This window comes from Acinetobacter sp. FDAARGOS_558, assembly GCF_003937785.1.
In the GTDB taxonomy this organism is placed as follows: Bacteria; Pseudomonadota; Gammaproteobacteria; order Pseudomonadales; family Moraxellaceae; genus Acinetobacter; species Acinetobacter baumannii.
In genome coordinates, this window is the sequence record NZ_RKJH01000001.1 from 3,294,548 (window position 1) to 3,314,079 (window position 19,532).

Genomic DNA, 19,532 nt, shown 5'->3' on the forward strand with positions numbered 1-19,532 from the left:
AATGGCCCCGAATATCCAAAATCCATAGAAAGTTGTTCAACTATAACTATCGTGAAATGAAATACAACGGTATCTTAGACAACAATGAAGAAATTGTGATGAGTGCATACCTTAAAGTGCATCAAAATATTACAAAAAAATAACTAAACTGTTTATTATTAACAAAATATCAATGTTTTATACTTCCTTTTTGTTTCATTATTCATTCAACAACAAAACACTCAAAGTGAGGAGGCATGCAATGCGTGCATTAGTTATTTCAACAGTGGTAGGGGCAGCAGTAGTACTTTCTGGTTGTCAAACAACAGGTAATAACCTTGGTGGCGTTGAATACGATAAAGCCGCATTAGGTACTTTGATCGGCGCAGCAGCTGGCTACGGTATTTCTAAATCAAATGCAAACTCTAGCCGTCAAAACAACCGTGCTGCGGCAATTGGTGCAGTTCTTGGTGCAGCTGGCGGTTTATATCTTGACCAAAAAGAGAAAAAATTACGCGAACAAATGGCTGGTACTGGTGTAGAAGTAGGCCGTAACCCAGATGGTTCTGTTCAATTGATCATGCCTGGTAGCATTACTTTTGATACTAACAAATCAAACATCAAGCCAAACTTCTATGCAACTTTGGACAAAGTAGCTCAAACATTGGCTGAAGATAACAAGAGCGCGATTTTAGTTACTGGTTATACAGATAACACTGGTAATGATTCTATTAACATCCCATTATCTCAAGCGCGTGCTCAATCAGTTAAAAACTATTTAGCTGGTAAAGGTGTTCCATCTAGCCGTATCGATGCACAAGGTTATGGTTCTTCTAACCCAATCGCAGACAACTCAACTGCTTCTGGTCGTGAACAAAACCGCCGTGTAGAAATCAGCATTTATGCTAAACAATAAGATCTAGTTTATTGTTTCAAAAACCACCTTCGGGTGGTTTTTTTATGGGTGAAGTATAAAAAATAATCACGACATTCTGCGGCGCATAAATCGCATTATTAGACATCATTTATACATATCCGTAGATTTACTATTGGGATTCTAAAAAAGAGATGACTATAATCATGCTCGAAAAATTAAGAGGTAATACACGATGTCATCTGCCAGTCAACTGAACAACAAGCAAGAAGAAGCCATGAAATATACTCAGGGCCCTTTATTGGTGCTTGCTGGCGCTGGTTCAGGTAAAACATCGGTAATTACGCGTAAAATTGCCTATTTGGTGCAACATTGCCGTATTCCTGCGCATCGTATTACAGCGATGACCTTTACTAATAAAGCTGCACGTGAAATGAAAGAGCGTGTCACTAAGCTTTTATCACGTGAAGAAGCAAAAGGTTTGTCCGTTTCGACCTTCCATACTTTTGGTTTAAATCTTTTACGTTTAGAACTTAAAAATTTACCTTTAAAAGCTAATTTTTCGATTTTGGATGCAGATGACTGTAAACGTATTTTAATGGATTTGATGCATCGCGATAATTTATCGGGTGCAGAGAGTAAAGAGCTAATTGCCAAGGCAATGAAGAAAATTTCAGATTGGAAAAACGATCTGATTTTGCCTGAACAAGCACATTCGACGTGCGAAACTCCTGAAGATGTCCAGTTTGCCCATCTTTATCAACTTTATGAACGTAATTTACGTGCCTACAATGCAGTTGACTTTGATGACCTCATTGTTATGCCAACCCGCTTATTGCAAGAAAATGCAGAAGTGCGTGACAAGTGGCAAAACCGTGTTCGTTACTTGCTAGTGGATGAGTATCAAGATACCAACACCGCGCAATATATTTTGGTGAAATTACTAGTTGGCGTAATGGGGCAGTTTACTGCCGTAGGTGATGATGACCAGTCGATTTATGCATGGCGTGGGGCTAAGCCCGAAAACATGGCTTTGCTTAAACAGGATTTCCCAAATCTACATATTATTAAACTTGAGCAAAATTACCGCTCAACCAGCCGTATTTTGAAAGCTGCGAACTGTGTAATTCAAAATAACCCGCATATTTTTGATAAAAAATTGTGGAGTGATAAAGGCCATGGTGAGGTCATCAGAATTATTACCTGTCGTAATGATGATGATGAAGCAGAACGTGTAGTCAAAGACTTACTGACTCATAAACTTATGAACGGTAAGAACTGGAAAGATTACGCTGTATTGTACCGTGGTAACTTTCAGGCGCGTGTATTGGAAACACAACTTCGCCAAATGCAGATTCCGTACAAACTCTCTGGCGGTACATCGTTCTTCGCTCGTGCAGAAATTAAAGATGTAATGAGTTATTTACGTCTTATTATTAACCCAGAAGATGACAGTGCTTTCTTACGTATTATTAATACGCCTAAACGTGCGATTGGCCCAGTTACTCTTGAGAAGTTAGGCTTATTTGCACAAGAAAATAATTTGTCTTTACTTGGTGCTTCTTCTGACCAACGCTTAAGTATGGTGCTTCCTAAAAAGGCAGAAACTCAATTGCATGAGTTTGCTGATTTTATCTCGACGTTTACACGTGAGCTGCTGGAAGATGATGAACCTGTGCCTAAAGTTCGTCAAATGATGAATGAAGCGGGTTATATCGACTATATTCGTGAGCAGTCCGCAACGCCTGCGCAAGAGAAAAGTAAACTCGATAATATCGAGAACTTGTTTAGTAGTATTCAAAACTTAATTAATCGTGCTGAAGATGTTGATGAAAAGAACATTGAAAGTGTGATTCGAAAACTAGTCTTGCTTGATATGTTAGAGCAGCAGCAAGAGGAAGAGGACACTGATAAAGTGAACTTACTTACTCTACATGCCGCTAAAGGTTTGGAATTCCCATATGTCTATATTATGGGTCTTGAAGAAGAGCTGTTGCCGCATAAGAACTCGATTGCTGCTGAAACTATTGAAGAAGAACGCCGTCTTATGTACGTGGGAATTACCCGTGCACGTCAAGGCTTAACTTTGACTTTGGCAGAGCAGCGTAAAAATGGTGGTCAAATGAAACAGATGACCCCAAGCCGTTTCCTCGATGAGCTTCCGCAAGATGAGCTCGAATGGTTAGGGCGTAAAAAGAAAATTGCAGCAAATGTTGATCCTAAAGAACAGGCTCAACAATATTTGGCAAATTTAAAAGCTTTATTAAAGCGTTAATTTTTTTAATTTTTAGGAAATCCCATGAAAGTTCAAGTTAAATTGCTCGATCCGCGTTTAGGTAAAGAGTGGCCTTTACCTTCATATGCAACAGCAGGGTCAGCAGGTTTAGATTTACGTGCCTGTTTAGATGAAGCAATTGAGATTGAACCAGGCCAAACTGTTTTGGTTAAAACAGGTATGGCAATTTATATTCATGATGTGAATTTTGCTGGTTTAATTCTACCGCGTTCAGGTTTAGGCCATAAACACGGTATCGTGCTTGGCAACTTAGTTGGTTTGATCGATTCGGACTATCAAGGTGAGTTGATGGTTTCAGTGTGGAACCGTGGTCAAACCACCTTCCGTTTAGAACCGGGTGAGCGTTTAGCACAGTATGTTTTAGTTCCAGTAGTTCAGGCTGAATTTGAGCAAGTAGAGGAATTTGAAGAAACTTTACGTGGCGCAGGCGGCTTTGGTCACACTGGTAAACAATAATTAATTTATAAAAAATAATGAAAAGAAACGCTTGTTTTACAAGTGTTTCTTTTTACACCTTGAATGTTACAATGAATTATATTACAAAACGCTTTACTCATATTCTTTTAACTTTTTTTAGCAAATACCCATTTTTCAGATTTTGAATACTCTATGTTTTTGCGATAGATCAAATTGATCTTTAAATAGAAGATACGCTATGAATGTAAGACACTCATTTCCAAAAAATATTTTCCGTGCTTACGATATTAGAGGCAAACTTTCTTATTTAACTACGGACGTCGTCCGTTCAATTGCCTATGGATTGGCACAACAATATAAACAAGCAGAACAAACTCAACTGATCATTGGTTATGATGCGCGCCTGACGAGTCCGGCTTATGCGCATTTAATCGAAGAGATATTAGTAGAGCAGGGTTTAAATGTTACAAATATTGGTTGTTGCTCAACCCCGATGATGTACTACATTGCACGGGAGTTTGGTGGTAATGGCATAATGGTAACAGCTAGCCATAATCCTAAATCAGATAATGGTATTAAATGGATTTTAAGAGGGGAACCTCCATCTCCTGAAATGATCCAGCAAGTAGGTGAATTTGCGCAAACTTATGTACCTACTCATACAATTTCATTATTAGAATTATCAACTCCTCAATTTAATTCAGAATTTTGTAAAAAATACCAACAAGCAATCTTTAACGATATTCAACTCAAGCGTCCTTTAAAAGTTGTATTAGATGGCCTGCATGGATCGGCAGGGCATTGCTCAAAACTCGTACTTGAAAAAATGGGTTGTGAAGTCATTGCTTTACGTACAACTCCAAATGGTGAGTTCCCTGATCATGCACCAGACCCTTCACATGCTGCGCATTTAAAAGAACTACGTAAAACGATTATTGAACAGGGGGCAGATATTGGTATTGCCCTTGATGGTGATGGCGACCGTGTCGTATTGCTTGATGAAAAAGCCAATATACTTACTGCTGACCGTTTATTGTCACTATTTGCACAAATGTGTCTGGAGCAGCAACCAGACAAAGAAATTGTATTTGATGTGAAATGCTCGCTCATGGTTCAAAGAACCGTAGAACGACTTGGTGGTAAACCCAAAATGATTCGCACGGGAAGTAGCTTCCTCCGCGCGTATTTATCTCAATCAAATGGTAACGCTATTTTTGGGGGCGAATACGCGGGTCATTATGTATTTAATGATGGGCGTGGTTTTGGGTATGACGATGGTTTGTACGCTGCATTACGTGTAATGGAATATTTCACCGAGTCGAGTGCGACAACAGTTTCTGATTTATTTTCTAATTATCCTGAAAGATGCTGTACCGAAGATACTTATATTGGTACCCATCAGTCCGACCCTAAACATGTACTACAAGATATTGAAATTTTAAGCCATCGTTTAAGTGCTCGAATTAGTAAAATTGATGGCGTACGTCTTGATTTTGATGATGGTTTTGGCATTATTCGAGCATCAAATACAGGTGAGTATTTTACCGTAAGATTTGACGCTGATAATCCTTTACGTTTAAAGGAAATCCAGCAAAAATTTATTGATATGTTGCAAGAGCGTTATCCGCAAATTGCACAAGAACTTTCTGAGGCCTAATAAGGAGAGGCGCAATGCCACAAGATCAGCATCTCGGCGTCGACAAAGCAAAAATCTTGATTGAAGCTTTGCCATATATTCAACGTTTTTCTGGTAAGACGCTGGTGGTGAAATACGGTGGTAATGCGATGACTGATCCTGAATTGGAAAGTTCATTTGCCCGCGATATCGTTTTACTTAAAACTGTGGGTTTAAACCCGATCGTTGTGCATGGCGGTGGTCCACAAGTTGACTCTTTCTTAAAGCAATTAGGACGTGAGTCTGACCGTATTGATGGTATGCGTGTGACCGATGAAGCTACGATGGAAGTGGTTGAAATGGTCCTAGGCGGTAGCGTAAACAAATCTATTGTTAATTTGATTAATAAACACGGCGGCCGTGCAATTGGCTTGACTGGTCAAGATGGCAACCTATTACGTGCCCGTAAATTGTTAATGGAAAAACAAGAAGAGGACGGTTCTATCAAACATATCGACTTAGGTATGGTTGGTGAGGTGACCGGGGTTAAAACTGATGTATTAGAGATGTTTACTCAAAGCGACTTTATTCCTGTTATTGCTCCATTAGGTGTTGATGAAAAAGGTAATACTTACAATATTAATGCTGACTTGGTGGCTGGGAAGGTCGCAGAAGCATTAGGCGCAGAAAAATTAATTCTGCTGACTAATATTAGTGGCGTATTAGATGAAAACAAAAACCTTTTAACCGGTTTAACGACACAAGAAGTTGACCGTTTAATCGAAACAGGCGTAATTTACGGTGGAATGATTCCTAAAGTAGGCTGTGCACTTGACGCTGTAAAAGGTGGTGTTGTGAGCGCACATATTGTTGACGGTCGTGTACCGCACGCAACATTACTTGAAATCTTTACAGATCACGGGGTTGGTACGCTTATTTCTAACCGTACACAAACAACTCACTAAACCTTATTATTTTTTATTAAAAGATCACGCTAAGTGGTCTTTTTTTATGCCATTTAATTTTGGTCATTTTTTTGTCATGAGCTTTGACTAGTGTAGTGGGTGTCACTAGGAGCGTTCATTATGCTGGAAAAATTTAATCAATATCGCCAAACCTGGACTTTACCTTTAAATCGCCATAAGGCTAACAATCAAACACAATTTCGCTTTGAATGGGTTGATAATTTAAAAGAATTACAAGATGTACAACGGTTTCGTGCACAACAATTTAGTAAACAATTCGGCATTCAATTTGAAGATAATTTAGATCAAGATATTTACGATTTTGGCTGTGAGCATGCTGTATTAAGAGAAAAATGGACAGGAGAGATAGTTGCTTATACACGACTTAAGCTCTTTCAAGGCCATGAAATAGGGCAAAGTTACAGTGCTAATGAGTTTGACATTGTTCCACACTTGTCGCATTTGCCAAATGTATTAGAGATAGGGCGTACTTGTGTACATCCACGTTTTCGTAATGGTAAGGCACTTTCAACATTATGGCTGAATCTTGCACCTAAAGTATTGTGGTCAATGCGTGCTAAATATTTGATGGGATGTGTCAGTATTCATCTGCAAGATAATTTGGCTAGAGCGTACTATACGCACCGTCAAATTCAGCAATTACCGGACACTAAAACTATCGATATTCGTTCTAAGAAAATCTATGAACCTGAATATCCGGAGTTTAGTTTCCCTCAAGACGAGCGGATGCCGAAACTATTCCAAATGTATTTGAGTATGCAGTCTAAATTATCCAAAGATGCTTTCTTTGATGCTGAATTTAACTGTCTCGATTACTTTGTATTTTTAGAAGTGAATAAAATTGCCACTTCGTTTGTAATGAACAAAATGGCTCAGCGATAAAGTTATCTTATATTTTGTAATAGCGAGCGCATATTGGGATTTACAAGCCAATTTACTCTCATGCACAATAGTACGCATGGGGTAATGAAGTGAAAGTTTAAAAACAATATGTGCCAGCTATTAGGAATGAATTGTGCAACACCAACGGATATCACTTTTTCTTTCCGTGGTTTTTCACAACGCGCAGGAATTACCTCTGACCATAGTGATGGTTTTGGTATTGCCTTTTTTGAAGATAAGGCATGCCGTTTATTTGTAGATAACCAGTCTGCAGTTGAATCACCAATTGCTGATCTTATTCGTAATTATCCCATTAAATCACGTAATGTAATCGCACATATTCGTAAGGCGACTCAAGGCAAAATTACGCTTGAGAACTCACATCCTTTTATTCGGGAGTTATGGGGACGTCACTGGATTTTTGCCCATAATGGCGATTTACATGATTTTAATCCACCCTTGAGCGGACGTTTTACGCCGGTAGGGAATACCGATAGCGAAAGAGCATTTTGTTATTTATTAGATCAACTGGTCGAAGTATTTGGTTATGAAGAACCAACGCTTGAGCAGATATTTGAAGTATTAGAAAAGATTTCTCCTCAAATTGCAGAATATGGGACATTTAATTTCTGTTTATCAAATGGGCAAGCTTTATTTAGTTATGCGATTACTAAATTACATTGGTTAGTTCGAGAATATCCATTCAATAATGCACATTTAATTGATTTAGATGTTGAGGTTGATTTTAGTCAGGTGACGACTCCTGAAGATCGAGTTGCAGTAATTACCACTGAGCCTTTAACTCATAATGAAACATGGATTGCTTATCAACCTGGTGAAATGATTTTATTTCAACATGGTAAACCTATAAAGAAAGCGATTACTCAAGTTGAAAGATTAATACGTGAAGAGAAAAATCCTGAACTTAAGCGTATTACTCGTGCTGACCAATATTAATTTTTTATTGAATGTAATGTAATTTCTTAAGAAATATATATTTTTGTTTATTTAATAATAAAGTATTTTGTTTAAAAAATACTTTATCTTTTTAGTTGGTTAATATTAATTAATTTTTTAAAAATCAAAATCTTAACTATTTATTCATTTTTATTTATTTAAAGCCGACAAAATAGCTTTGTTTTTATTTATACCCTTTAAAGATAAGATGCGGTTTATGCAACAGTCATTGAACATCATTGGGGGTGATGTATGAAAATGAAATGGGCTTCAGAATATAATACTGGTATTGACGTTATTGATGAGCAACATAAACGAATACTGGATTATATTAACGAGATTGATGATGTAAAAGATGATGAGGATAGACGTCGTATTAAAGACGTTTTAGACAATATTATTGATTATACGCAATCACATTTTACCTTTGAAGAAAGTTTACAAGAGGAAGCTGATTATAAATATAGAGTGCCTCATAAACGTGTACATGACTTATTTATTAAAAAAATAGAGTTATATCGTGAACGTTTTGAAATGGGCCATACGATTGAAGCAGAATTACAAGAGATCTTGGCTAAATGGTTAATTAACCATATTCAACATGATGATGCCGATTATGTGGGGGCAGTAAAAGAAAATATGATGGGGATTATTAGAGAAAAAGAAAAGAAGAAAGGAAAGAACTGGTTCGCCCGTTTTTTCTCATAACCTTAACTAAAAAAACTCTAATATACAGTTAGCGCGGCAAACTATCGTTTCGGTGGTTTGCTTTTTTTATTGTGCAAACTTTGATTTTCATGCATGAGACGGGCAAAATATCTATAGACTTTTTCAAGGAATGCATAATGCAGGACATACCTATGTCACGATGGTTATCGCCTCTTATGGCGTTTTGCTTATCTTTTGTCATCATGGCCACTTTGGCACCAACCATGGGAATCCAGATTGATCGTCAAATCGATTTCTGGTTATTGTGGTTTGGCACTATGTTGTTATTGGCATTACCAGTTTGTTATTTGGAAATTGCTTTAGCAAAACGATCAAAAACAACCGCTTTAAATGCGTTATCGAGTTTAACTCGTGAAGCTGATAGTTCCCCTAAATGGCGTGTGGTTGGCTGGCTTGCTGTTGTTTTTATTCCTTTCTTAGCGGGTAACGTTCTAAGTACTGCGAGCAATATATTAGTTGCACAGTTTGCCCCAAGCATTTCCGGTCAAATTATTTTTGCAGGCCTTGCAGTTGCTGCCTTGGTATTATCTTTTATTCCACGCCAAATACTTATTCTATTAATGACCTTAGGAGTAATCGCTTCTATTGTGTTGGCAAATATGATGGGCTCGACTTTACAACCTTGGCATTGGACCAGTGTTGAGTTTAAGGAGTGGGGTAATGCAACTGTACTTGCACTTGTCGCGAGCGGGTTAGGTTTAGGGCTTTACTGGCAAAATAGTGTAGGTGCTGTTCAGGCGCAAGAAGGAGCAACGAAAACTGTTCTTCCAATTTGGTTAGCTCAGCTCATTGCTGTGGTTGCTTTTGGCTTTTTCTCGCTTCAGGCTCAATTACCTGTTTTAACGTGGATATTTACTGGTGTAATGACATCCGCGTTATTTGTGCAGTTGGCTAGAGAACAACTTGCTCAGCGTCAGCTTATGCCTGTTTTACAATGGGTGATTATTGTTGTAGCAATTGCAGTTTGGGCTGTGTCGGAAGTTCATAATTTATTCACGCTCATTCTTATGCTGTGGGGCTTACTTATTTGCTTAATCTATGCAATTTTTGCAGGTTGGATTATGAAAATTAGCCACTTGCGTAAATCGATGAATTTCAGCAATGAGCTTTTTTATAACCTATGGCGTATTGCTGTACGTATCGTATTGCCGCTTTCAATTATTGTGGCAATGATTGCTGTAATTGGACAAAGTATCTAATGGAACGTACACAACAAGTTTGGGTCGCTTTTGCGGTACCGGAACAACAGTTTTTAATTTCTGTTCCATTTGAAGAGGGAATGACTGCTGCACAGGCAGTTCAAGCAAGTGGTTTATCAAATCAAGTTGATTTGCCTGAACCACTTCAGCTCGGCATTTTTGGAGTAAAAGTAGAAACTGATGCGGTATTACATGCAGGCGATCGAGTTGAGGTTTATCGACCATTAACGATTAATCCAAAAGATATTCGCCGGAAACGTGCTGCGAAAAACCCTGTAGGCAGATACATTAAAGGCAATCGCTTTAAGCAATCAGCTCAATAAGCAAAACCCCTCAAGTATTTCACTAGAGGGGTTTCTTTTTATTAGAAAAAACGATTATAGTGGTGGGGCAGTTAAAATTGCTTCTTTGGAAGCAGGTAAACCTGGTTGCGATTCTGGAATAGTCTCTAAACCTTCAATTTTAGTTACGGTTCCAGTTCCATCAAAGTAAATTTTTAAATGCTGACCATGTGCTGCGGGGATTTTCGCTTTTTTAGCATATGTTCCCGGGATATAGTTGTAGATATAGTCCCAACGTTGTGGATTGAGGGGATCAGTCACTGTTGGGCTACCAAGCAAAAAGCGCACTTGCTGGAAATTCATGCCGACCTGTACTTGAGAGGCTTGAGCTTTAGTCAATGGAGTCCCTTGAGGAATATCAACCTTATATACACCAAAGATTGAACAACCAGCTAGGAGTGAAGTGACGAATAACGTCAGCACGAGTTTTTGCATTTTGCTACACTATCCCAATAAATTATGATGCATTTGATCAAAGGATAGATCATACTTCATCTGAATTCTATTGCCTATTCCAACTTGAGATTTGTTGAGAGACCTTTTTTCATGCCTATTTCCAATCAAGATTTGCGCAAAGCTGGACTTAAAGTTACCCTTCCACGAATTAAGATTTTGGAATTATTAGAAAATTCAAAACAACATCATCTTAGCGCCGAAGATATTTACAAGACTTTGTTAGAGCAAGGGGAAGATGTCGGACTTGCGACAGTTTACCGTGTGTTAACACAATTTGAAGCTGCGGGTATTATTCAACGTCATCATTTTGAAAATAACCATTCTGTTTTCGAAATCATGCAAGAAGATCATCACGATCACTTAGTATGCCAAAACTGTAACAAAGTCATTGAATTTACTAATGATGTTATCGAGAAAGAACAGCATTCTGTAGCAGAACAACATGGGTTTACCTTAACGGGTCACTCATTAAATCTCTATGGTTACTGTAATGAACCTGAATGTCAGGAAGCATTGCGCAAGAAATAATCGTTTTCACATAAAGAAAACAAATAAAAAAGGAAGGTTACGTTTAACCTTCCTTTTTTTATGAAGAAATTACTGGCGGTCAAAAGTTAAATACTGTTTCCCGTCTGATAATTGATCGGGACCTTCATCAGCAAGTTTAATGGTTAAACGTAAATCGTTCGGTGAGTCAGCATGTTTAAGTGCATCTTTGTAGGTAATTTGACCAGCTTTATATAAATCAAATAAAGCTTGGTCAAAGGTCTGCATACCAAGTTCACGTGAGCGTTTCATCAAATCTTTAATTTCATGAATTTCACCTTTACGGATGTAGTCTGAAATTAATGGTGAGTTAATTAAAATCTCAATTGCTGCACGGCGTGAATTACCATCTGGTGTTGGAATGAGCTGCTGCGCAATCATAGCCTTTAAGTTAAGTGACAAGTCCATGTAAAGCTGACTATGACGATCACTTTCAAAAAAGTGAATAATACGGTCGAGCGCTTGGTTGGCGTTGTTAGCGTGCATGGTAGCTAATACAAGGTGACCTGTTTCAGCAAAGCCAATCGCATAGTCCATGACTTCACGAGAACGGATCTCACCAATTAAGATCACATCCGGCGCTTGTCGTAGTGTATTTTTCAAGGCAATTTCAAATGAGTCGGTATCGATCCCGACTTCACGCTGAGTAATGATGCAACCTGCATGTTCGTGAATAAACTCAATCGGGTCTTCAATGGTAATGATATGGCCCTTAGAGTTATGGTTACGATGGCTGATCATTGAAGCCAATGAAGTGGATTTACCTGTACCTGTCGCGCCTACGAAAATAATAATGCCGCGTTTGGTCATCGATAAATCTTTAAGTACAGGCGGTAACTGCAAGTCATCAATTGAAGGAATCTTGGTTTCAATACGACGTAGTACCATGCCCGGCATGTCGCGCTGCTGAAAAGCACTGACACGAAAACGCGCCGTTTTTTCACGGTTCATAATGGCAAAGTTACATTCACGAGTTTCTGCAAATTCTTTGCGTTGTTTTTCACTCATGATGGACTGTAACAGTTGACCAATCACTTCCCCAGAAAGACTATTTTTTGAAATTGGAACAATTTGCCCGTTAATCTTCATAGAGGGCGCAACGCCATCTGTAATAAAGAGGTCGGATGATTTTTTTTCAACCATCAGATTGAGCAAGTCATTAAAATCCATAATTGTATTCTCGCTATTTTGTTATTTTTATAGGAATGATTCAGGCTGTTTTGCCGCAGTACGTGCGGTTTGTGGACTAATCACACCGCGAGCGACTAAGCCTTTTAAGCTTTGGTCGAGTGTGGTCATGCCATGATTGGCACCAGTTTGAATGGCTGAGTACATTTGCGCGACTTTGTTTTCACGAATTAAGTTACGAATAGCCGGAATACCAATCATGATCTCATGCGCTGCGACACGGCCACCACCATTCTTTTTAAGCAGGGTTTGTGAAATAACCGCTTGTAAAGATTCAGACAGCATGGCACGAACCATGTCTTTTTCTTCGGCAGGGAATACGTCAATCACACGGTCAATAGTTTTTGCAGCTGACGTGGTGTGGAGTGTACCAAACACCAAGTGACCTGTTTCGGCAGCGGTTAATGCCAAGCGAATGGTTTCAAGGTCACGCATCTCACCGACCAAAATAATATCAGGGTCTTCACGCAGTGCTGAGCGAAGTGCTTCATTAAAGCCGTGTGTGTCACGATGCACTTCACGCTGGTTAATGAGACATTTCTTAGACTGGTGTACAAATTCGATTGGATCTTCCACCGTTAAAATATGGTCATAGCGGTTTTCGTTAATATAATCGAGCATCGCTGCAAGCGTAGTTGATTTACCTGAACCTGTTGGTCCTGTCACCAGTACAATGCCACGAGGATAGTCGCAAATATCTTTAAAGATTTGTCCTAGACCTAGATCTTCCATGGTGAGGACTTTAGATGGAATGGTACGAAATACTGCACCAGCACCACGGTTTTGGTTAAATGCGTTAACACGAAAACGAGCAACATTAGGTACTTCAAAAGAAAAGTCAGTTTCGAGTTTTTCTTCATAGTCACGGCGCTGTTTATCATTCATGATGTCGTAGACTAAACGGTGGACATCTTTATGTTCTAGAGCTGGTAAGTTAATACGACGAACTTCACCGTCAACACGAATCATTGGTGGCATGCCAGCAGAAAGATGTAAATCGGACGCGCCATTTTTCACAGAGAAGGCGAGTAGCTCTGTAATATCCATAATTTCCCCAAGTAAATCAAAATATGTCATTATTTTGTAGAATAATATACGGCTTTCACCGAGGCTTACCAACACCTCGCTTTAGGTGAAAAGCAAAAAAGTTTTTTGAAAATGAGAACCTTGTCAATGAATTACCTGCAAGATGCGCGACAGCACGTATTACAGCAAATCAGAACAGCTTGTGAACTTGCTCAGCGTGCGCCTGAAACTGTGCAACTTTTAGCCGTATCGAAAACTCATCCGAGTGAAAGATTGCGTGAAATGTATGCAGCAGGACAAAGAGCATTCGGCGAAAATTATTTGCAAGAAGCTTTAGATAAAATTGATGCTTTACAGGATTTGGATATTGAATGGCATTTCATTGGTCATGTTCAGCGGAATAAAACTAAGCATTTGGCCGAGCAGTTTGATTGGGTTCATGGGGTAGATCGTTTAATTATTGCAGAACGCCTGTCTAACCAACGTGGTGATGACCAAGCTGCGCTTAATATTTGTTTGCAAGTGAATATTGATGGGCAAGACAGTAAGGATGGTTGTGCACCGGAAGACGTTGCCGAGCTGGTTGCTCAAATGAGTCAACTACCGAAAATCAGGTTACGTGGTTTAATGGTGATTCCGGCACCTGACAATACAGCTGCTTTTGTAGATGCCAAAAAATTATTTGATGCGGTAAAAGACCAACATGCTCACCCAGAAGAATGGGATACATTGAGTATGGGAATGTCGAGTGATTTAGAAGCCGCAATTGCCGCTGGTTCAACCATGGTACGTGTAGGCACAGCTTTATTTGGGGCTAGAGACTATTCACAAAAAGGCTGATGTAAGCGATTTCTTACAGAAATTGCGGCCTTTTGCGGCTATGGTAGACCATGCTTTTTTTGTACTATGAACTCATCAGGAAACAGGATGTTTCTAAGAATAACAATAAAAAGTCATGAATGGATGCAGACAGGTACGACAGGAGTCATACCAACGCAGAATCTAAAAAAGCCCCGACAGGATGTCGGGGCTTTTTAGTTTTTAACCCACTATTTCAATGGTACTTGCACCAGCGCCAAGTGGTTTCACTTGAATTTGTACAGGAATGCGTTCATGCATTTCTTGAATGTGTGAGATGAGAATGACCTGACGTCCCTGATTTTGCAGTTGGTCTAAAGCATTCATGACCATGTGCAAAGATGAGGCATCTAAAGTACCAAAACCTTCATCAATAAACAGTGATTCAATTTTCATTGAACCCGATGCCATATTGGCAATCGCTAAAGACAAGGCAAGGGCAGTTAAGAACGACTCACCGCCAGATAAAGAGGCAACTGAGCGGGTTTCTCCATCCATGTCGTGGTCAATAATGGCAAGACTTAAGGACTGATCAAGACGTTTTAGCGTATAACGCTGAGAAAGCATCGCCAGTTGTTGGTTGGCATGTTCAACTAAAATATCTAGGTGATATTGCTGAGCGTAGTCACGGAACTCTTTACCTTTGGCATCACCAATCAAGCCTGAAATTTTGCTCCAGCGATGTTCTTCTTGTTGAATGTTTTGAATTTGCTCAGCATATTTTTGCTGTTTGGCAAGGTTTTGCTGATGTAATTCAAGCTTCAGCTTTAGCCCGTCACGCACTTCAAGCTGTGCTTTGAGCTTTGCAATATTGTCTTGAATGAGGGTAACGAGCTTTTCGTATTCAATATCTGGCTGAGTTTGTAAGTGCTCGCTTAATTGCTCTTGCATCGTTTTAAGGGCAGAAGAGGCTTCACTTAATAAACGCTCGGCATGATTAAGACGGTTACGAATATCTTGCTCTTGAGCTGAATTAATCTGTATGAGTGCTGTAAGATCAGATGCCTGAAAATCAGTATGGGCTTTTAACCAATTTTGAATTTGCCCATCAATCTGCTGTTGATGTTGTTCTGTGTGTTGATGCTGATGTTTAAGTTGATCGAGCGCCTGTTTTTGTTGTTCAAAGTGTTGTCTGGTTTGTTCGAAACGCTGTTTAGCCTCATGATACGCCGTTTGTTGGTGCTGACGTTTAGCGTCATGCTCAATTAACCATTCATGCGGCTTAATATCCGAACGGCCTGTCATTTGCTGAATGAGCGATACCGCTTTTTCATTATTTTGTTGGCCTTTAAGCGTAATCTCTTGGAGATTTTGATCGATCTCATCAATTTGCTTGGTCATTTGCTCAAGGCTAGCAGACAGCATTTTAAGTTCTTGCTGCTGTTGTTCAAAACGCTGTGAAAGCTGTTCTTGTTGTTCAAGTTGCTTAGCACGTGCATCAAGAATAGCCCAAGTCTGCTTAGCTGTTTGGCTACTTGCTTGCTGCCATGCGTGCTGTTCGGTTTCTGATAAACACTCGACAATATGTTGAACTTGTTGTTGCCATTGCTGTGCGGTATTAAGCAAACTTTCATTACGCTGAATAGTTTGAATAAGCTGATTGTGTTGTTTAATCGCTTGGGTTAAACGCGCATTTTCTGAATCAAATAAACTTATGGCAGTTTGTGTCGTTTGTCTCAGCTCATTAAGTGTTTGTAAGATTTGTTCAGGAGCTTGATTAAGCTCAATCTGTAATTGATTGAGGTTAAACGCTTGCTCAAGTTCTTGCTGTAAGTGCGTCTGTTTTACTTGCAGTTGAGCTAGATATTTCTGAACTTGTTCAAGCTCGGCCCGGCACTGAGTAAGTGCATGTTGCTGGGTTTGCCATGCATTAAACTTAGTTTGTTCGAGTGCAATAGCTTGTTGCTCTTGCTGTTGCTGTAAATCGAACAAGGCCTTGGAGACTGCACTATTGTCAACACGGTAGGGGTGATGGATGCTTCCACAGACCAAACATGCTTCACCTTCTTTAAGATTGGCACGTAACTGTTCAATATTTTCGGTGTGTAGTAAACGTTGCTGTTGCAGGATGTGCTGTAACTTTTCACGTTCATTTTTTGCTGTTTGGTAGTCTTGTTCAGCTAACTGGCAAACGGTTTTAAGTTGCTCTTCTTGCGTGGAGGCTTGAGTATGTTTTTCGGTGAATTGCTGAAGCTCAGCATATAGCTCATGATAAATTTTTATTTTCTGTTGAATCAGATCTAACTGCGTGACTTGAGCAAGTTTCTGATCTTTATCTTTACGCTGTTGTTCAAGCTTTAACTCAACTTGTTCAACTGTGCCTAGTGAGACTGTGAGTTGTTCTAGTTCACTTTTAGCTTCCGATAGCTTTTGGCGAGCAAGGGTAGGGTTTCCAATCTGTTGTTCAATCGCTTCATAGTTTTGAATAAATTGCCCAAGCTGATGTAGATGTGCTGAAAGGCCCTTATCTAATGCAGCATATTGCTGAGTCTGGATCAGCTGCTGTTGTAGATGAATTTTGTTCTGCTCAAGCTGTGCAATATGCTGTTGTACAGCGTTTCGCTGCTGTTGTAGTGGGCTTAGGTTTTGCTCAAGTACCTGTCTTTTTTCTTTGCACTTTTTATATTCATCGGCAATAAAAGCGCGTTCTTGAATGGACTGTCGAACTTGATTTAAAGCATGTTGATGCTGTTGCTCAAAATCGAGTGTTTGTTTGAGCTGTTGTTCTGCAAGTTGATATTGTTTTTGTCCCGTTTCAAAAATTTGCACCAACTCATTAAACTTGGTTTGAGCTTGCTGAATTTGCGGCTCAAGTTGTTGTAGGGTCTGTAAATTTTGAGCTTGCTGAAAAACTTGTGGGCGTATTTCAGAGAAAATTTCGAGTCGTTTTAATTGCTCACGTTCACTAACCAGTTGTTGATGGTGATTTTGCTGGGTTTGAAACTGTTGCTGTTTCGCTTGAACTTCTTGCTCAAGTTTTGCTTTACGCTCAAACCATTGTTGCTGTTTGTCTAAGACATGTTTTTGTTGTTCTAATTGTTGATAGTTTTGTTCGGCTTGCTGGTATTGCTTGGTAAATGCAGCAATCTCTTCATCAGACAAAATTTCAATGTGACCTAAAAACTCTTCCAGTTGTTTACGCTGCTTTGCAATATCGGCTGTTTTACGAAAAGCCAGTTCGCCGATTTTGGCGAAAATACTGGAGTTGGTCAGGTACTCAAGTAATTCACCACGTTCGCTGTCTCGAGCTTTTAAAAATGCGGTCACTTCGGACTGGGCAAGTAGCACCGCACGAGTAAACTGTTCAAAAGAAAGCTGGGTAATTTGCTTAACTTTTTCATCAACCGCTTTGGCTTTGTCGGCAAGTACTACACCATCGGTTAAACATTTTAAGTGGCGCTGCACACTTTGTAATTTACCATTTGGGTTTTCACGTGCACGTTTAATTTCCCAACGAGCCAAATAGCGCTTTTGATCTTGCGCAATAAAGCAAAGTTCAGCAAAACCATGGCCTGTACCACGGCGTAAAACAGTTAAAGGAGAGTTGGTCAGCAACTCAGAGCCATCAACATCTTTTAACTTACCGTCGCTGTCTTTAAGGCGAGGAACCCGATTAAATAAGGCCAGACACATCGCATCTAAAATGGTCGACTTACCTGCGCCAGTTTTCCCCACAATTGCAATGAGACCTGCATGGGCCAGAGGTGCGCTTTCAAAGTCAATAAAATGTTCATCAGCAAGCGATGCCAGATTTTTTATTCGAATGGATAAAATTTTCATGGCATATCCCTAATGGCTTGCATCATTTTCAAGATGTTTTTGTGCTTCTTGTACCAGACTCAGAAAATCTTTTAAGACCGCATCATCGGCGCTGTAACCTTGTTTTTCCCAGATATTTTGAAAGAGCTTTTCTGGTGTTGGCGGTTCAAGTGCAATGTGTTGGGTAGTATTTGAATTAGTCGTGTCTTTATTTACATATTGACGTGAAATACGCACTAAACGATAGCGGTCAGGTGGTAGAGCTGCTTCAAACTGCTGACGTAAATTAGGCTGTGGCGGCGTTAAACTATAATATTCAATATCGACATATTCACGGTGGTCAATATTTTCAATCACACCGTGTGGCAAGGCTTTGAGTTGTTGCAGCACCTCGTTTAGCTCACCACGAATGCGGTGCAATTGTATGCAGCGCGGAATTTCCACAGCTTCAAATTGCAAACGGCTGTCTGTGTCTTGAGCTGGGTCAATTTTGACTTCAACCACTTGGTGCTTATAGTTAATTTCGCTAAAAGAAAGCGGAATGGGTGAACCGCTATAACGAATGTGTGGCTGACCTACTTTTTGTGGTTTATGTAAGTGCCCTAAAGCGACATAGTCGACAGCATCTTCAAACAATGTCGTTGAAAGCGCCTCTTCATTACCAATAATAATAGGGCGTTCAGAGTCGGATGTTTCCCCACCTTGCATATGGGCATGCGACATTAAGATAAGCGCTTGGTCTGGTGTCTTACGACGTTTGGCTTCGGCAATAAGCTGCTGGTGCAAATAGGCAATCGCATTTTTGCTATTGGTGGTATGTTCGTTAAAGCCCGTAATTTCGGCTGAGCGTAAAAAAGGCAGGGCAAGGCACCACGCCACAATATCTTGATTTTGATTATAAATAGGTAAAAGTAGTCGATCGAGATCTAGAGTTTTATCTTCATTCCAGCGAACCACACCTACGGTTTTTGCATTGTATTTTTCTAAAAGCGGTTCGACCTGTTCAATACGATAGCCTGAGTCATGGTTACCCGCAATCATGAGTGTTTGCATGTGCGGTGCAATACGATGGGCATCTGCTAAAAATTGGTAGAGTTGTTTTTGTGCTTGTGAACCCGGGTTAATGACATCAAAAATATCGCCAGCAATAAGCAGGGCATGAGGTTGTTTTTCTTGAATTTGAGTGAGCAACCAACTTAAAAATTGTTGGTGTTCGTAGTGTCGTGAGTGATTATAAAAAAACTGCCCCAAATGCCAGTCAGAAGTATGTAGAAAATGTACGGACATAGAAACAGACATCAAGCCAAGATAAACACAGATACGTTAGCATAAATTGGCAGGAGATTTTATCAAGACATTTTAAAGTGCTCGTTATTTAAGCCAGCAATGAAATCTGAATTATTTTGTCTCCTTAAGCTCTGCTT

At 39.6% G+C, this 19,532-nt stretch carries 17 protein-coding genes; 12 read left to right on the forward strand and 5 right to left on the reverse strand.

The features are described from left to right. Positions 1 to 241: 241 nt before the first annotated feature. The 10 genes from EGT34_RS15945 to EGT34_RS15995 all read left to right on the forward strand — a co-directional run bounded on the left by EGT34_RS15945 (position 242) and on the right by EGT34_RS15995 (position 10,257). On the forward strand, positions 242 to 895 hold the full coding sequence (locus EGT34_RS15945) for an OmpA family protein (RefSeq protein ID WP_001202415.1): 654 nt from the start codon (positions 242 to 244) through the stop codon (positions 893 to 895). A 193-nt stretch (positions 896 to 1,088) separates the two neighbouring features. Next, positions 1,089 to 3,128 carry a DNA helicase Rep gene (rep, locus tag EGT34_RS15950; protein WP_000093035.1) on the forward strand — a complete coding sequence of 680 codons (2,040 nt, stop codon included), beginning with the start codon at positions 1,089 to 1,091 and terminating at the stop codon, positions 3,126 to 3,128. Positions 3,129 to 3,152: 24 nt separating this feature from the next. Beyond that, complete coding sequence (gene dut, locus EGT34_RS15955; protein ID WP_000868152.1) at positions 3,153 to 3,605, forward strand: dUTP diphosphatase; 453 nt, start codon at positions 3,153 to 3,155, stop codon at positions 3,603 to 3,605. 199 nt (positions 3,606 to 3,804) lie between these two features. Then, positions 3,805 to 5,223 carry a phosphomannomutase/phosphoglucomutase gene (locus EGT34_RS15960; RefSeq protein WP_001102850.1) on the forward strand — a complete coding sequence of 473 codons (1,419 nt, stop codon included), beginning with the start codon at positions 3,805 to 3,807 and terminating at the stop codon, positions 5,221 to 5,223. A 14-nt stretch (positions 5,224 to 5,237) separates the two neighbouring features. Then, the gene (gene argB, locus EGT34_RS15965; RefSeq protein WP_001135419.1) at positions 5,238 to 6,146 is read left to right on the forward strand and encodes an acetylglutamate kinase; all 909 of its coding nucleotides are present in this window, start codon (positions 5,238 to 5,240) and stop codon (positions 6,144 to 6,146) included. Positions 6,147 to 6,266: 120 nt separating this feature from the next. Then, positions 6,267 to 7,049 carry a GNAT family N-acetyltransferase gene (locus tag EGT34_RS15970; protein WP_000890283.1) on the forward strand — a complete coding sequence of 261 codons (783 nt, stop codon included), beginning with the start codon at positions 6,267 to 6,269 and terminating at the stop codon, positions 7,047 to 7,049. Between the two features lie 108 nt (positions 7,050 to 7,157). Continuing rightward, positions 7,158 to 8,006, forward strand: a complete 849-nt coding sequence (locus EGT34_RS15975) for a class II glutamine amidotransferase (RefSeq protein ID WP_000336554.1) — start codon at positions 7,158 to 7,160, stop codon at positions 8,004 to 8,006. A 252-nt stretch (positions 8,007 to 8,258) separates the two neighbouring features. Further along, entirely contained in the window at positions 8,259 to 8,714 is a 456-nt protein-coding gene (locus EGT34_RS15980; RefSeq protein WP_000782976.1) for a bacteriohemerythrin, read from the forward strand. A gap of 152 nt (positions 8,715 to 8,866) precedes the next feature. Then, the gene (locus tag EGT34_RS15990) at positions 8,867 to 9,934 is read left to right on the forward strand and encodes a membrane protein (RefSeq protein ID WP_029642282.1); all 1,068 of its coding nucleotides are present in this window, start codon (positions 8,867 to 8,869) and stop codon (positions 9,932 to 9,934) included. Further along, a complete protein-coding gene (locus EGT34_RS15995) occupies positions 9,934 to 10,257 on the forward strand; it encodes an RnfH family protein (RefSeq protein ID WP_000442585.1) in 324 nt (107 codons plus the stop codon). Before EGT34_RS15990 ends, EGT34_RS15995 begins: the two co-directional genes overlap by 1 nt. A 54-nt stretch (positions 10,258 to 10,311) precedes the next feature. Here the strand turns inward: EGT34_RS15995 and EGT34_RS16000 are convergent, their stop codons facing one another. Then, positions 10,312 to 10,710 carry an outer membrane protein assembly factor BamE gene (locus EGT34_RS16000; protein ID WP_001170994.1) on the reverse strand — a complete coding sequence of 133 codons (399 nt, stop codon included), beginning with the start codon at positions 10,708 to 10,710 and terminating at the stop codon, positions 10,312 to 10,314. Positions 10,711 to 10,821: 111 nt separating this feature from the next. Here EGT34_RS16000 and fur point away from each other — a divergent pair, with 111 nt between their 5' ends. After that, positions 10,822 to 11,259 (forward strand): ferric iron uptake transcriptional regulator, encoded by a 438-nt coding sequence (gene fur, locus EGT34_RS16005; protein ID WP_001122847.1) that lies wholly within the window; start codon positions 10,822 to 10,824, stop codon positions 11,257 to 11,259. 69 nt (positions 11,260 to 11,328) lie between these two features. Here the strand turns inward: fur and EGT34_RS16010 are convergent, their stop codons facing one another. Together EGT34_RS16010 and EGT34_RS16015 are read right to left on the reverse strand one after the other, a co-directional pair. Further along, positions 11,329 to 12,447 carry a PilT/PilU family type 4a pilus ATPase gene (locus tag EGT34_RS16010; protein ID WP_000347041.1) on the reverse strand — a complete coding sequence of 373 codons (1,119 nt, stop codon included), beginning with the start codon at positions 12,445 to 12,447 and terminating at the stop codon, positions 11,329 to 11,331. A gap of 27 nt (positions 12,448 to 12,474) precedes the next feature. Next, complete coding sequence (locus EGT34_RS16015; RefSeq protein WP_000355489.1) at positions 12,475 to 13,512, reverse strand: type IV pilus twitching motility protein PilT; 1,038 nt, start codon at positions 13,510 to 13,512, stop codon at positions 12,475 to 12,477. A gap of 126 nt (positions 13,513 to 13,638) precedes the next feature. Here EGT34_RS16015 and EGT34_RS16020 point away from each other — a divergent pair, with 126 nt between their 5' ends. After that, a complete protein-coding gene (locus tag EGT34_RS16020; RefSeq protein WP_001108516.1) occupies positions 13,639 to 14,331 on the forward strand; it encodes a YggS family pyridoxal phosphate-dependent enzyme in 693 nt (230 codons plus the stop codon). 201 nt (positions 14,332 to 14,532) lie between these two features. On the opposite strand, the gene EGT34_RS16025 is transcribed toward EGT34_RS16020, so the two are convergent. Both EGT34_RS16025 and EGT34_RS16030 read right to left on the reverse strand, forming a co-directional pair. After that, a complete protein-coding gene (locus EGT34_RS16025) occupies positions 14,533 to 18,129 on the reverse strand; it encodes an AAA family ATPase (RefSeq protein WP_000698803.1) in 3,597 nt (1,198 codons plus the stop codon). A gap of 9 nt (positions 18,130 to 18,138) precedes the next feature. Further along, the gene (locus EGT34_RS16030) at positions 18,139 to 19,407 is read right to left on the reverse strand and encodes an exonuclease SbcCD subunit D (RefSeq protein WP_002060799.1); all 1,269 of its coding nucleotides are present in this window, start codon (positions 19,405 to 19,407) and stop codon (positions 18,139 to 18,141) included. Positions 19,408 to 19,532: the final 125 nt, after the last annotated feature.

Excerpts from the sequence above, each read along its gene's own strand:
- EGT34_RS15945 (WP_001202415.1), top strand. The coding sequence starts at position 242 with ATGCGTGCATTAGTTATTTCAACAGTGGTAGGGGCAGCAGTAGTACTT.
- rep (WP_000093035.1), top strand. The coding sequence starts at position 1,089 with ATGTCATCTGCCAGTCAACTGAACAACAAGCAAGAAGAAGCCATGAAA.
- dut (WP_000868152.1), top strand. The coding sequence starts at position 3,153 with ATGAAAGTTCAAGTTAAATTGCTCGATCCGCGTTTAGGTAAAGAGTGG.
- EGT34_RS15960 (WP_001102850.1), top strand. The coding sequence starts at position 3,805 with ATGAATGTAAGACACTCATTTCCAAAAAATATTTTCCGTGCTTACGAT.
- argB (WP_001135419.1), top strand. The coding sequence starts at position 5,238 with ATGCCACAAGATCAGCATCTCGGCGTCGACAAAGCAAAAATCTTGATT.
- EGT34_RS15970 (WP_000890283.1), top strand. The coding sequence starts at position 6,267 with ATGCTGGAAAAATTTAATCAATATCGCCAAACCTGGACTTTACCTTTA.
- EGT34_RS15975 (WP_000336554.1), top strand. The coding sequence starts at position 7,158 with ATGTGCCAGCTATTAGGAATGAATTGTGCAACACCAACGGATATCACT.
- EGT34_RS15980 (WP_000782976.1), top strand. The coding sequence starts at position 8,259 with ATGAAAATGAAATGGGCTTCAGAATATAATACTGGTATTGACGTTATT.
- EGT34_RS15990 (WP_029642282.1), top strand. The coding sequence starts at position 8,867 with ATGTCACGATGGTTATCGCCTCTTATGGCGTTTTGCTTATCTTTTGTC.
- EGT34_RS15995 (WP_000442585.1), top strand. The coding sequence starts at position 9,934 with ATGGAACGTACACAACAAGTTTGGGTCGCTTTTGCGGTACCGGAACAA.
- EGT34_RS16000 (WP_001170994.1), bottom strand. The coding sequence starts at position 10,710 with ATGCAAAAACTCGTGCTGACGTTATTCGTCACTTCACTCCTAGCTGGT.
- fur (WP_001122847.1), top strand. The coding sequence starts at position 10,822 with ATGCCTATTTCCAATCAAGATTTGCGCAAAGCTGGACTTAAAGTTACC.
- EGT34_RS16010 (WP_000347041.1), bottom strand. The coding sequence starts at position 12,447 with ATGGATTTTAATGACTTGCTCAATCTGATGGTTGAAAAAAAATCATCC.
- EGT34_RS16015 (WP_000355489.1), bottom strand. The coding sequence starts at position 13,512 with ATGGATATTACAGAGCTACTCGCCTTCTCTGTGAAAAATGGCGCGTCC.
- EGT34_RS16020 (WP_001108516.1), top strand. The coding sequence starts at position 13,639 with ATGAATTACCTGCAAGATGCGCGACAGCACGTATTACAGCAAATCAGA.
- EGT34_RS16025 (WP_000698803.1), bottom strand. The coding sequence starts at position 18,129 with ATGAAAATTTTATCCATTCGAATAAAAAATCTGGCATCGCTTGCTGAT.
- EGT34_RS16030 (WP_002060799.1), bottom strand. The coding sequence starts at position 19,407 with ATGTCTGTTTCTATGTCCGTACATTTTCTACATACTTCTGACTGGCAT.